Source organism: Mycolicibacterium neworleansense (assembly GCF_001245615.1).
In the GTDB taxonomy this organism is placed as follows: domain Bacteria; phylum Actinomycetota; class Actinomycetes; order Mycobacteriales; family Mycobacteriaceae; genus Mycobacterium; species Mycobacterium neworleansense.
On sequence record NZ_CWKH01000002.1, the window covers coordinates 1,754,755 to 1,767,262 of the forward strand.

General features: G+C 67.2%; 11 protein-coding genes. 6 read left to right on the plus strand and 5 right to left on the minus strand.

All coding sequences use genetic code 11. The features are described from left to right. Window positions 1–6 precede the first annotated feature (6 nt). From BN2156_RS24095 to BN2156_RS24110, 4 genes are read right to left on the minus strand one after another with little or no spacing between them, the layout of a single operon-like run. On the minus strand, window positions 7–1,065 hold the full coding sequence (locus BN2156_RS24095; protein ID WP_308208257.1) for an MCE family protein: 1,059 nt from the start codon (window positions 1,063–1,065) through the stop codon (window positions 7–9). Then, window positions 1,065–3,512, minus strand: coding sequence for an MCE family protein (locus tag BN2156_RS24100; RefSeq protein WP_159402866.1), 2,448 nt, complete (start codon window positions 3,510–3,512; stop codon window positions 1,065–1,067). Before BN2156_RS24100 ends, BN2156_RS24095 begins: the two co-directional genes overlap by 1 nt. Beyond that, on the minus strand, window positions 3,509–4,366 hold the full coding sequence (locus BN2156_RS24105) for an MlaE family ABC transporter permease (protein WP_090517345.1): 858 nt from the start codon (window positions 4,364–4,366) through the stop codon (window positions 3,509–3,511). The genes BN2156_RS24100 and BN2156_RS24105 overlap by 4 nt, the downstream gene beginning before the upstream one ends. Continuing rightward, window positions 4,366–5,175 (minus strand): MlaE family ABC transporter permease, encoded by an 810-nt coding sequence (locus BN2156_RS24110; RefSeq protein WP_090517346.1) that lies wholly within the window; start codon window positions 5,173–5,175, stop codon window positions 4,366–4,368. The genes BN2156_RS24105 and BN2156_RS24110 overlap by 1 nt, the downstream gene beginning before the upstream one ends. A gap of 316 nt (window positions 5,176–5,491) precedes the next feature. Here BN2156_RS24110 and BN2156_RS24115 point away from each other — a divergent pair, with 316 nt between their 5' ends. The 4 genes from BN2156_RS24115 to BN2156_RS24130 all read left to right on the plus strand — a co-directional run bounded on the left by BN2156_RS24115 (window position 5,492) and on the right by BN2156_RS24130 (window position 9,135). Next, window positions 5,492–7,276 (plus strand): hydroxysqualene dehydroxylase, encoded by a 1,785-nt coding sequence (locus tag BN2156_RS24115; protein ID WP_090517347.1) that lies wholly within the window; start codon window positions 5,492–5,494, stop codon window positions 7,274–7,276. 44 nt (window positions 7,277–7,320) lie between these two features. Beyond that, window positions 7,321–8,259: a CobW family GTP-binding protein gene (locus BN2156_RS24120; RefSeq protein WP_162490920.1), complete on the plus strand. Its 939-nt coding sequence runs from the start codon at window positions 7,321–7,323 to the stop codon at window positions 8,257–8,259. Between the two features lie 61 nt (window positions 8,260–8,320). After that, window positions 8,321–8,602, plus strand: a complete 282-nt coding sequence (ppnP, locus tag BN2156_RS24125) for a pyrimidine/purine nucleoside phosphorylase (protein WP_090517348.1) — start codon at window positions 8,321–8,323, stop codon at window positions 8,600–8,602. Window positions 8,603–8,652: 50 nt separating this feature from the next. Further along, the gene (locus BN2156_RS24130; RefSeq protein WP_090517349.1) at window positions 8,653–9,135 is read left to right on the plus strand and encodes a TspO/MBR family protein; all 483 of its coding nucleotides are present in this window, start codon (window positions 8,653–8,655) and stop codon (window positions 9,133–9,135) included. A gap of 6 nt (window positions 9,136–9,141) precedes the next feature. Here BN2156_RS24130 and menJ read toward each other — a convergent pair whose 3' ends face one another. Next, on the minus strand, window positions 9,142–10,362 hold the full coding sequence (gene menJ / locus BN2156_RS24135; protein ID WP_090517350.1) for a menaquinone reductase MenJ: 1,221 nt from the start codon (window positions 10,360–10,362) through the stop codon (window positions 9,142–9,144). A gap of 21 nt (window positions 10,363–10,383) precedes the next feature. Between menJ and grcC1 the strand changes: the two genes are divergently transcribed. Next, window positions 10,384–11,391: a nonaprenyl/(2E,6E)-farnesyl/geranylgeranyl diphosphat synthase gene (grcC1, locus tag BN2156_RS24140; protein WP_162839243.1), complete on the plus strand. Its 1,008-nt coding sequence runs from the start codon at window positions 10,384–10,386 to the stop codon at window positions 11,389–11,391. A 75-nt stretch (window positions 11,392–11,466) separates the two neighbouring features. Further along, window positions 11,467–12,342, plus strand: a complete 876-nt coding sequence (gene htpX, locus BN2156_RS24145; protein WP_090517352.1) for a zinc metalloprotease HtpX — start codon at window positions 11,467–11,469, stop codon at window positions 12,340–12,342. Window positions 12,343–12,508: the final 166 nt, after the last annotated feature.

Below are 12,508 nucleotides of genomic sequence, written 5' to 3' on the forward strand. Positions count from 1 at the left end.
TACGTGTCATCGGCACTCCCGCTGAACGTTGAGGAAGCACAACAGGTTGTCGGGCATCACCACGGACGGCGAGTTGACGTCGGCCCAATTGCCGTTGCCGGTGGCGTTGGTGACGGCACGGATCGCCGGGGGCATGTTCTGCAGGGTCTGGTCGATCTTGTCCACGTTGGCTTTCAAGGTTCCGGTGACCGCAGTGAGGCCGGCGATCAGACTGCTGAAATCGGCCTGCTTCTCGGTGTAGATCGCGGCCAGCTGCCCTACGATCGCCGTCAGGTTGTGCACGATGTCGGTCAGCGCCTGGCGGCGCGCGGCCAGCGAGGTCACGATGTACTGCGCGTTGGCGGCGGTATCGGCCAGTGAATCCGTCTGGTGGGACAGCATTTCGGCCATGTGCCGGCTGATCCGCAGGATCTCGTCGATCTTGTCGCCGTTGCCGGCGAAGGCCGAGCTGGCCGCGCTGATCCCGGCCAGCGCCTGGCCGAGTTCGGTGCTGTTGCCCGGCATGGTCTCGGCCAGGGTGCTCATCATGGCGGTCAACGGCTGTTGGTCGACATGCTCGGCGGTGTCGGCGGCCTTCCGCCCCACCTCGTCGAGACTGTAGGGAACTGTGGTGCGCGACAACGGGATCACGTTGGAATCCAGGCCGTTGACGGTTCCGGCCGGCATGACATCCAGGAACCGCTTGCCCAGCACGGTCCGCAGTCGCACCGTGACCGTGGTGCGGTTGCCCAGAGCCTGCGCCTTGTCCAGTCGGAAGCCGACGCGGACCCGGTCAACGGCTAGGGCCACGTCTTCCACGCGGCCGGCAGGCACCCCGGCGACATATACCGGGTCACCGCCGGACAGGCCGCTGGCATTGGCGAGTTCGGCGACATGGGCGTTGGTGCGCACGTGGTAGACCGCGCGGGGGATCCCGATCGAGATCACCATGATGGCGACGAGCGTGATGGTTCCGATCATGCCCAGCGCCAACGGGATTGACGGGTTGTGCTTGCGCTGATCCTTGACGAAGAGGAAGATCACCGCCCCGACGAAGAGGTCGATCAGTTTGACGAGGAGCATCATTACAAACACACCTCGGAGTGCCTGCTGCCGAAGATGTTGGCTTCGTGGCTGCGGATCTTGAGGGTGAAGTTGCACAGGTACAGGCTGACGAACCCGCCGTAGCTGGAGGTCCGGTTGATCGCGTCGCCGAACTCGGGGAGCCGGGCCAGCAGGGTGGTGAATTCCTCGGTATTGGGTTGCCAGGTCTGCAACATCGAGTTGAGGTTGGTGATGGTGTCTCCGTAGGCGGCGCTGGAGTTGTTGACCGTGTGGGCCAGGGTGGCCAGCACGGCATTGCCCTGATCGATGAGCATCTCGAATTGCCGGTCGCCGGAGGTCACCGCGGCGCTGAGCCGGTTGAGCCCCTGCAGCATCTGCTCCAGTTGAGGCCGGCGCGTGTTCATGGTCTGCATGAGCGCTGACATGTTGTCGATCAGCTGGGTGAAGATACCCGCGTTATTGCTCAAAGACGATGTCATGGCGGCGATCTGGGTGAGCAGCGTGGTCAAGGTCTGGGCCTGGCCGCTGAAGGTCTCGACGAATCCGCGGGTCAGCGTGTTGACCTGCTCGGGGGCCAGTGCATCGAACAGCGGCTTGAACCCGTTGAGCAGCGCGGTCAGATCCACCGCGGGCGAGGTCTGGGCCAGCGGGATGACGCCGCCGGCGGCCAGGCGGGCCGGGGGCTCGTCGGTGGAGACGTCCATGATCGCGCCGCCCGGATCGGACAGCGCCACATAGCGGGCGCCGAGCATGTCGCCGTAACGCACCGCCGCGGTGACATTGCTCGTCAGGGTGAAATCGGAGTTGACCTCGATGTCGACATCGGCCCGGCTGGTGCCGTCGGCGTCGGGGGCGAACCGGATCGAGTCAACTCGCCCGATCCGAATGCCGTTCATGGTCACCGGGTTTCCGACGTTGAGGCCCTCGACGCTGGTGAACTGCGCCTGATAGGTGACGGTGCTGCCGCGCACCGGCACCGACAGGGTGTTGATCACCAGGACCGCGCTGAGCACCCCGGCCGTGCCGAAGGCGCCCAGCTTGGCCCACGACTGCCACCGACCGTTGCGGTTCATGAGACCTGTACTTCCGTGCCGCGCACCAGCGGGCCGAGCATGAGCACCGTGGCGATGTTGGGTTGGGTCGAGGGCGCGCCGGCCGGCGGGACCAGTTCGTCCTGCAGGACTGCCAGGGCATGGGCCTGGCCGTCGGCGTCGACGACCGCCGAGGCCGGCGCGGCCCCTGGAACGTTCGGTGGGCATCGGCGCCGACTGCGGCAGCCCGGGTCCCGGCGGCAGGTTCGACTGCATGGGCAGGTGCGGCGCCGGCGGAGTGAACGGGTTGACCGGGAGTTCGGCGGCCGGGCGGGCCAGAACGTCCTCCGACAGCGCAGGCACCTCGCCGGAGGGTGCCGATTCAGCGCAGCGGGCACCCTGCGTGGTGCCGTAGACCGGACAGTCCTGCAGCGCGTACGGCATCGGCCCGGCGAACGTCGCCACGGCGGTGATGTTGAACTTGCCCGTCGCGAACACCTTCGCACCGGCCTCGCCGAAGGACTGCGCACCGGCCAGTGTGTCGACCAGTCCGAGCGGCTGGGTGGCGGTGGTGGCCATGATCTTTCCGGCCGAGTCGACGACGGTGATCAGCTGTTCGCGGTGATCGGACATGAACGCGGTGAGCACCGACGAGAACCGGGCGAAGCCGTCGATGGCCGAGGCGAACTTCTTCTGGTCGTCGACCATCCGGTTGGACACCGACGTGGCGGCCGAAAGCGTGGAGATGATGTCGGGGGTTGCGGTGTTCAGTGAGGCCATCACATCTCGGAATTGCGGTGTGGTGTCGAGGAATCGCACCAGTGACGGGGTCAGCACCTCGGCGCTCGCGCTCAGGTTGTCGATCGTCGTGCCCAGTTCGGTGCCGCGGTTGCGCAGCGACTGGCTGATCGCGGTCAGGGCGGTTTGCATGCGCTCGGGTTTGATCTGGGAGAACAGTTCGACGATCTTGGTGAACACGTCGTAGAGCGCCATCGCGTCGGGACTGTCGTCCACCGCAACGGTGTCGCCGGGCTTAAGTCCGGTCGTCGACCGGCTGCCTTGCGGGTCGACGAGTTGCAGGTAGATGTCGCCGAAGAAGGTGCGGGGCACGATCCGTGCGACCGCGGAGGACGGGATGATGCCCAGGCTGCCGGGTTCGATCGCCAGCCGGACCCGCGACGTTCGGGTGCCCGACTCGATGTCGGCGATACGTCCGACGTTGACCCCGTGATAGCGGACCGGGGATCCGCCGGTGATCAACCCGGCCGACACCGGAACACCCACGAACACATCGGCGCTGCGCTCCAGATGCCCCGAGGCCCGGGCCACCAGTACGACCGCCACGGCCGTGGCGACGGCGGCCGCCGCCAGTCCGCGTAGCGCCAGTTTCGCCCGGCTGGGTTCGGCAGGCCTGCGGGATCCCTTGAGGCGCTTCACATTCCCATCCCGGGGATCTCGGGGACCAGGCCCCACAGCGCGAAGGTGAGCAGCACGTCGAGGATGCCGACAGCGAGGATCGCGGTGCGCAGCGCCCGGCCCGCGGCCTGGCCCACGCCGGCAGGTCCGCCCGAGGCGAAGTAACCGTAGGTGCAGTGCACGAGCGCCACCACGATCGCGAAGACGACGGCCTTGATGCCGGAGTAGAGCAGGTCCTGCGGACCGAGGGCCAGATGGAAGAAGTAGTCATAGGTGCCGGGCGAGGCACCGTTGAAGATCACCACCACGGTGCGGGTGGACAGGTAGCTCGCCAGCAGCCCGATCATGTAGATCGGGATGACGCAGACGACCGAGGCCAGCACCCGGGTACCCACCAGGTAGGGGATCGAGCGCAGCGCCATGGCGTCGATCGCATCGATCTCGTCGGAGATTCGCATGGCGCCGATCTGGGCGGTGAAACCCGTTCCGACCTTGGCTGCCAACGCGATTGCCACCACCACCGGCGCCAGTTCACGGGTGTTGGCGATCGCGGCGAGCATGCCCGAGAGCGTGTTCATCCCGACCAGGTCCAGGCCGCGCTGGGTCTCGACGCCGAGCATCATCGCCGCGGCCAGCGACATTGCGAACACGATGCCGATGGTTCCGCCGCCGGACAGCAGCGAGCTGGTGCCGAACGTCACCTCGCCGATCTGGCTCAGCGTGTGCTTGCGGTAGCGCACCAGGGCATACGGCAGCGAGGCGAGAACCTTGGCGTAGAAGGTGACGTGCTGGCCGGCGACGGCAAGGGCGTCGTACCCGGCGAGCGCGGGCCGTGAAACCCGGTGCAGTGCAGCGCTGCTGGTGACCGCGGTCATCAGTAACTGCCCACGGCCGGAACCACCACGGTGTACAGCGCCGACATCGTGGTGTTGAGGATGAACACCAGGGCGAAGGCCAGCACCACCGCCTCGTTCACCGCGTTGGCCACCCCGCCCGCCCCGCCCTTGGCGTGCAGGCCCTTGAAGGTGGCGACCAGGGTGGCGGTCAGTCCGAACACTGCCGATTTGATCAGTGCCATGACGAAATCCGACACCTGGCCGTACTGGCTGAACGTGGCCAGAAACGTTCCGGCGGGCAGGTGCTGCACGCTGATGTGGTAGAGGTAGCAGGCCATCACGCCGCCGAAGGTCACGATCGAGCACAGGGCCAGGGCCACGATCACAGCGGCGACCAGGCGCGGCGCGACCAGGCGCTCGATCACGTCCAGGCCCATGACCTCCATGGCGTCGATCTCCTCGCGAATGGTGCGCGATCCCAGGTCGGTGCAGATCGCCGAGCCCGCCACCCCGGCCATCATCAAGGCGCACACCAGGGCCGCGGCCTGGCCGACGATGATGAACGCCACCACCGCGCCGGAGTAGCCGCCGGCGCCGATACGCCCCGCCAGCTCGCCCACGGACACCGCGATGAACACGCCGATCGGCATCATCAGCAGCAGCGCCGGCCCGGTGCACACGCGGCCGATGAACAGGGTCTGGGTGACGACCTCGTCGAGCACCAGGCGCCGGCGGACCAACGCGGTGACGACGCTGACGAGCGCCTGCACCGAGAAGCCGAGCACGTAGCCGCCCTGGACCAGCACGTCCCGTACGGGGCCCTTGGACGCTGGTAGCTCGTAGGTCATCGAGTTCCTTCCGCGCTTGTTCGTGGCATGCGCGGGGCCGGCCGGTGACCACCGGCTGTGCTGAGCACTGTTTCGACCCCCCGGTCGCTTGTGGAGCATGTCACATTTCGTGACCTCTGCGCAAGAATTAAGTGAATGGCCATTCTCGAGCTGTGGAGACCTGTCTTTAGAGGTACAGAAGCATTCTGATGCCGATTTTGTGACTAGCAGATCGAACGAACGCAGCCCAATTCAACTCGGCGTGTCGGCCGGGTATGAGACAGAACCACGATTAACTTATCGCCCACAGGGGTTGCCGAGCTGAGGTGGTATCGGTATGTCGGGTGGGGTTGGGGAACGTCACATTTCACGGCGGTCGTTTCTGGCCGGCACGGCCACGGCGGGAATGGCCGCGGCGGCGTTGAGCAGGCCGGGAACCGCGCACGCGGCCCCGGGGTCCACCGTCGCGATCTTCGGGGCCGGGGTGGCTGGTCTGACCGCCGCTCACGAACTGGCCGAGCGCGGATACCGCGTCACCGTGTTCGAACGAAAAGCGTTGGGCGGCAAAGCGCGGTCGATCCCCGCACCGAGTCCGTCGGGCAGTCCGCTGCCGGCCGAGCACGGTTTCCGGTTCTTCCCGGGCTTCTACCGCAATGTCACCGACACCATGCGGCGCATCCCGTTCGCCGGCAATACCTTCGGGGTCTGGCAGAACCTGACCCGGGCCACGTCATACCTGCACTCGGGGCTGGGGCGGGCGGATCTCACCATCCCGCTGCCGTTTCCGATCCCGACGCTGCCCAATCCCATCACCCCGAAGGCGTTCACCGAGTCGGTGGCCGCGGTGTTCCAGACACTGTTCCGGTTGCCGCCGCTGGAGGCGGTGTACGCCGCGCAGAAGCTCGCGGTGTACGTCACCAGCTGCGACGAGCGCAAGCTCGGCCAGTGGGACAACATGACGTGGGAGAAGTACATCGGGGCGGACCGCAAGAGCAAGGAATACAACCGGTATCTGGCCGACGGCATCATCCGCAACCTGGCCGCCTCCAAATCCAAAGATGCCAGCGCTCATTCGATCGGGCTCGTCGGTGAGGCCTCGGTGTGGTCGATCCTGTTGTTGGGAAACGACATCGACAACAAGGGTTTCGACCGGGTGCTCAACGGCCCCACCAGCCTGCAGTGGATCGACCCGTGGGTGGCGCACCTGCAGTCACTCGGCGTGACGTTCCGGCTCGGGCAGGCGCTGGCCCGGTTGACCCCCAACGGCCGCCACATCGCCTCGGCCACGGTGGTGGACGGCAACGGGGTCGCTCAGCCGGTGGTGGCCGACTGGTACATCTCGGCGGTGCCGTGCGAAAAGCTCGCGGCGGTGCTCACGCCCGACGTCATCGCCGCCGACCCCAAGCTGGCCGCGGTGGCCGCGCTGCGCACCGAGTGGATGAACGGCCTGATGTTCTTCCTGCGCGAGCGCGTCGACGTCACCAAGGGCCACGTCAACTACGTCGACTCCGGCTGGGGACTCACATCGATCAGTGAAGCCCAGTTCTGGAAGCGACCGCTGACCTCCTATGGCGACGGGACCGTCAAGGACTGCCTCTCGGCGATCCTCTCGGACTGGAGCACCCCGGGGAACTTCAACGGGCTCAGCGCCCGGCAGTGCACGCCGCCGCAGATCGCCGCCGAGGCCTGGGCCCAGATCAAGGCGCACCTCAACGACACCGGAACCGTGCTCACCGACGCGATGCTGCACTCGTGGTTCCTCGATCCGTCGATCATCGATTCGGGCACGCCCAATGTGCGCAACGACGAACCGCTGTTCATCCAGGATCCGGGCTCGTGGGCCCGCCGGCCCGAGGCCACGACCGGGATCGACAACCTGTTCCTGGCCGGCGAGTGGATCAAGACCGACCAGAACGTCACGACGATGGAGGGCGCCAACGAGGGTGGTCGCTATGCCGCCAACGGGGTGCTGCTGGCCTCGGGTTACAACGGCCCGAAGGTCAAGATCGTCGAGCTGTTCCAGGCGCCGTGGTGGGGCCCGTTCAAGGCCGCCGACAAGGCGCGGTACCGGGCCAGGCTGCCCCACGCGCTCGACATCGTCGACACCCGCTGGCCGACCTGACCTGCTCAGATGAAAACCATTGCCAATAACCTTACGATGGCCCGGTGACGACCGGATCGGTACCCGTGCTGGCGGTCGCCGGCCACCTCGGAGCCGGCAAGACCACGTTGCTCAATCACCTGCTGCGCAACGGTCGCGGTGTCCGGATCGGCGCCTTGGTCAACGATTTCGGCGCGGTCAACATCGACGCCATGCTGGTGGCCGGTCAGGTCGACGCGATGGCCTCGTTGTCCAACGGGTGCATCTGCTGTGCGGTCGACGACGACGAGGTCGGTGAGATGCTGGGCAAGCTCGCGGCCGTCAAACCCCGGCTGGATCTGATCGTGGTGGAGGCCAGCGGCGTGGCCGAACCCGCCGCCGTGGCCCGCACAATCATCACCGCCGACGATGCCCGCTTCCACTACGCCGGTCTGGTCCTGGTGCTCGACGGCTTGCAGCCCGAGCTAAGTCATGGGGTGCCGGTCGCCGATCTGGTGGTGCTCAACAAGGCGTCCTCGTGCACCGACATCGACGGCCTGATGACACGGATCCGTGAGCTCAATCCGCGGGTTCCGGTGCTGCCCACCGACTTTGCCCGCATCGACCCAAAGCTGCTGATCGACCCGCCGGAGCGGGCGCCGCAGGCCCAGCTGTCCTTCGACGAACTGCTGCGCGAGCAGCATGATCACGACCATCCCGAGTATCAGAGTGTCGAGTTCCGCACCGACACCGCGGTGAACCCGCGATTGTTCATGGAGTTTCTGCGGGATCGCCCCGAAGGGCTGTACCGCGCGAAGGGTTTCGTCGACTTCGGCGCGCAGCGGTTCCTGCTGCAGCTTGTCGGCAGCTCGCTGCGCTTCGAGAAACGGCGCGCTGGTGGTACCGAGTTGGTGCTGATCGGCACCGGGATGGACACGTCGGCCATGCTGGCCGGGCTGGCGCGCTGCGCCGGTGAGCCGGCAGATGAGAACGCGATGCTCGGGGTGCTCAAGTACGTGGTGTAGCCCCCGGCCGCTGTTCCCCGGCCCGGTATCCTGACCGCTCACTCGAGTTCAAGGAGCTGCATTGTTCAAGGTCAACGAGTACTTCGGTGGCGACGTCGCCTCGATCGGCTTCACCACGCCGGAGGGAACTGCGACCGTGGGCGTCATGGCTGTCGGTGAGTACGAGTTCGGCACCTCGCAGCTCGAGATCATGCGGGTGGTCTCCGGTGCGCTGACGGTCAAGCTGCCCGGTCGCGAGGAGTGGGAAACGTTCGCGGCCGGAGCACAATTCACCGTGCCCGCCGACAGCAAGTTCCAGGTGCGCGTCGAAACCGAGACGGCCTACCTGTGCGAGTACCGCTGACGCGCGGCGCCTACGTGTGCAAACCACCCGATCGGGGTATGTAGGCACGCATGCGACCGATCACCCTGGCCAAGACGGCCACTGCGGCATTGACCACTGCACTCGTCGGCGGCATGGCCAGCCGGCCCGCACAATCCGCGTGGTACGAGTCGCTGCGCAAGCCGTCCTTTCAGCCTCCGCGCCAAGCCTTTCCGATCGTCTGGCCGATCCTGTACGCGGGCATCGCGGTCGTATCGGCTCGCACGATCGACCGGCTGCGTGCCGAGGGCAAGGACGACGAAACCCGGGTCTACACGGTGGCGCTGGCCGGGAACCTGGCCGTCAACGCCGCGTGGTCATGGGTGTTCTTCTCCCGGCGTCAGCTCGGCGCCGCGGCCGTCACGGCCGCCGCGCTGACCGCCAGCAGTGCCGATCTGACCCGTCGCGCGGTACAGGCCCAGGGCGCTCCCGGCGCGGTGCTCACGCCCTACCCGCTGTGGTGTGCCTTTGCGACGGCGTTGTCGACCCGGATCTGGATGCTCAACCGCAAATGAGCGCGATCAGCTGAACGGCTTGCGCTGATCCAGCCGGCGCGAGGCCAGCCCGGCCGTCCGCCATACCCGGGCCACCCAGTCGTGGTCTTCCTCGGTGACCAGGTTGCCCATCACCCGCACCGCGATGTTCATCAGGAACGACGAGCGGATCGCCACCGGGCCGGAGGCCGGCAGGAACCGGGGCAGCGTGAGCAGCAGGGCCAGTCGCCGGGCGATCGAGAACCCCTGCGCGTAGTGGTCCTGCAGCAGGGCCGGCCACACGTGTGAATAGTCGCCGGATCCCAGCAGTTCGGCGGCCAGCCGTCCGGTTTCCAGCCCGTAGTCGATGCCCTCGCCGTTGAGCGGGTTGACGCAGGCTGCCGCGTCGCCGACCAGCATCCAGTTCGGCCCGGCCACCCCGGATACCGCGCCGCCCATCGGCAGCAACGCCGACAGCGCGGCCCGCGGCTCCCCGGAAAATCCCCATTCCTCGCGGCGCAGCTGGGTGTAGTACGACAGCAGCGGCCGCAGGGCGGCGTGAGCGGGTCGTTTGGCCGTCGCGAGCGCGCCCACACCGATGTTCACCTCACCGTTGCCCAGCGGGAAGATCCAGCCGTAGCCGGGCAGCACCTGGCCTTCGGGGGATCGCAGCTCCAGATGCGAGGTGATCCACGGCTCGTCGGCGCGCGGCGTCGCGAGGTAACCGCGGATGGCGGTGCCGTACACGGTTTCCTTGTGCCAGGTGCGGCCCAGCACGCGGCCCAAGGTGGAGCGGGCCCCGTCGGCCACGATCAGATGTGAGCAGCCGATCGTGGCGCCGTCGTCGAGCTGGATGGACTTCACCCGTCCGTGTGAGTCGTAGTCGACCCCAACGGCTTTGACACCCAATCGCATCTTGGCGCCGTCGTCGGCGGCGACCGAGCGGATCCGGTCGTCGAGTTCGGTGCGCGGCACCGCGCTTCCGGTGGACGGGAACGACGGTCCGGGCCACCGCACTTCGACATCGGCGCCGAATCCCGACATCCGCAGGCCGTGGTGCCGGATGCGGGTGTCGAGCCACGGCCCCATGCCGAGCCGTTCCAGCTCGGCAACCGCCCGCGGCGTCAGTCCGTCGCCGCAGGACTTGTCCCGCGGGAACTGGGCCGCGTCGACGACCTGTACGTCGCGACCGGCTCGAGCCGCCCATGCGGCGGCCGCCGACCCGGCCGGTCCGGCGCCGACAACGACCACGTCTGCCTTGGTGTCCATTGCTCCCAGTATGTTGGACGAATGAGGACACCAGCGACTGTGGTGGCAGGCGTTGATTTCGGGGACGCGGCGTTCGCCGCCGATGTCCGGGACAGCGTCGCCAGGATCGAACAACTGATGTCTGATGAGCTGGGCAAAGCCGACGAGCTCATGGCCGAGGCCGTCCAGCACCTGTTCCAGGCCGGCGGAAAACGGTTCCGCCCACTGTTCACCGTGCTCTCGGCGTCACTGGGCCCCCGGCCGGACGATCCAGAGGTCGCGATCGCCGGTGCGGTGATCGAGCTGGTGCACCTGGCCACGCTCTATCACGACGACGTGATGGACGAGGCCCAGATGCGGCGCGGGGCGCCCAGCGCCAATGCCCGCTGGGGCAACAACATCGCCATCCTGGCCGGCGACTACCTGTTCGCCACGGCCTCGCGGCTGGTTTCGCTGCTCGGGCCCGACGCGGTGCGTGTGATTGCTGACACATTCGCCCAGCTGGTGACCGGTCAGATGCGCGAGACCCGCGGCGCGGCCGAGCATGTCGATTCCGTCGACCACTACCTCAAGGTGGTCTACGAGAAGACCGCGTGCCTGATCGCCGCCTCGGGCCGATTCGGCGCGACCTTCTCGGGTGCCGACGCCGACCAGATCGACCGGCTGCACCGGCTCGGCGGCATCGTGGGCACCGCCTTTCAGATCTCCGACGACATCATCGACATCGACAGCGATCCCGATGAATCGGGCAAGGTTCCGGGCACTGACCTGCGGGAGGGCGTGCACACCCTGCCGGTGCTCTACGCGCTGCGCGAGTCGGGCCCGGATTCCGACCGGCTGCGGGAGTTGCTGGCCGGTCCGGTCGAGCGCGACGAGGACGTGGCCGAGGCGCTGACGCTGCTGCGCCGGTCGGCCGGCATGGCGCGGGCCAAGGAAACGGTGGCCGAGTATGCGGCGCAGGCCCGCGACGAGTTGGCGGGCCTCCCGGCCGGGCCGGGGCGCGACGCACTGGCCACTCTTGTGGACTACACGGTGAACCGTCACGGCTGATTTGAGGAACCACGGGCGGTAACTGAGCGTTTAATCAGCGATGGTTGCCGAGTAGTTGCCTAGGAGGAAACTGCGATGACGTGGAACCCGCACGCGAACCGAATCAAGACATTCCTGTTGCTGGTCGGTTTTTCGGCGTTGATCGTGTTCGTCGGTTCGTTGTTCGGCCGCAACGTGATGTACCTGGCGGTGCTGTTCGCCGTCGGCATGAACGTCTACGTGTACTTCAACAGCGACAAGATGGCGCTGCGCGCGATGCACGCCCAGCCGATCACCGAGGTGCAGGCGCCCGAGATCTACCGGATCGTGCGGGAGTTGGCCACCACGGCGCATCAGCCGATGCCGCGCCTGTACATCTCCGACACCGCGAACCCGAACGCGTTCGCCACCGGACGCAACCCCCGCAACGCCGCGGTGTGCTGCACCACCGGCATTCTGCAGATCCTCAACGAGCGTGAGCTGCGTGCGGTTCTCGGCCACGAGCTCTCCCACGTCTACAACCGCGACATCCTGATCTCGTGTGTTGCCGGCGCGATGGCGTCGGTGATCACTGCTCTGGCCAACATGGCGATGTTCGCGGGGATGTTCGGCGGTAACCGCGAGGGTACGAATCCGATTGCCATGCTGCTGGTTTCGCTGCTGGGCCCGATCGCGGCCACCGTGGTCCGGCTGGCGGTGTCCCGCCAGCGGGAGTACCAGGCCGACCAGTCCGGTGCCGAATTGACCGGTGACCCACTGGCATTGGCCTCGGCGCTGCGCAAGATCTCCGGCGGTGTCGAGGCGGCGCCGCTGCCCCCGCAGCCGCAGTTGGCCGATCAGGCGCATCTGATGATCGCCAGCCCGTTCCGGGCCGGCGAGCGCATCGGCAAGCTGTTCTCGACGCATCCGCCGATCGACGACCGCATCCGCCGCCTGGAGGACATGGCCGGCCGCGGCCCCGGCCACTACTGATCTCTCGGCACCTGATCTCTCTGCACCGCGAGCGTGCGTGTCTGCTGCTGGACACGCCGCTCGCGGTTCTTTTTGTCTGCACTTTGCGCACGCTCGCGCGGCGCCAGTGTGCACCCCGGGACAAACGCAGGCGGGTGTGCGGGTGAATCCGCCAGCCTCGTCAGGG

Bases quoted from the DNA above. Each gene is read 5' to 3' on its own strand.
- BN2156_RS24095 (WP_308208257.1), bottom strand. From the start codon at position 1,065: ATGATGCTCCTCGTCAAACTGATCGACCTCTTCGTCGGGGCGGTGATC.
- BN2156_RS24105 (WP_090517345.1), bottom strand. From the start codon at position 4,366: ATGACCGCGGTCACCAGCAGCGCTGCACTGCACCGGGTTTCACGGCCC.
- BN2156_RS24110 (WP_090517346.1), bottom strand. From the start codon at position 5,175: ATGACCTACGAGCTACCAGCGTCCAAGGGCCCCGTACGGGACGTGCTG.
- BN2156_RS24115 (WP_090517347.1), top strand. From the start codon at position 5,492: ATGTCGGGTGGGGTTGGGGAACGTCACATTTCACGGCGGTCGTTTCTG.
- BN2156_RS24130 (WP_090517349.1), top strand. From the start codon at position 8,653: ATGCGACCGATCACCCTGGCCAAGACGGCCACTGCGGCATTGACCACT.
- menJ (WP_090517350.1), bottom strand. From the start codon at position 10,362: ATGGACACCAAGGCAGACGTGGTCGTTGTCGGCGCCGGACCGGCCGGG.
- grcC1 (WP_162839243.1), top strand. From the start codon at position 10,384: ATGAGGACACCAGCGACTGTGGTGGCAGGCGTTGATTTCGGGGACGCG.
- htpX (WP_090517352.1), top strand. From the start codon at position 11,467: ATGACGTGGAACCCGCACGCGAACCGAATCAAGACATTCCTGTTGCTG.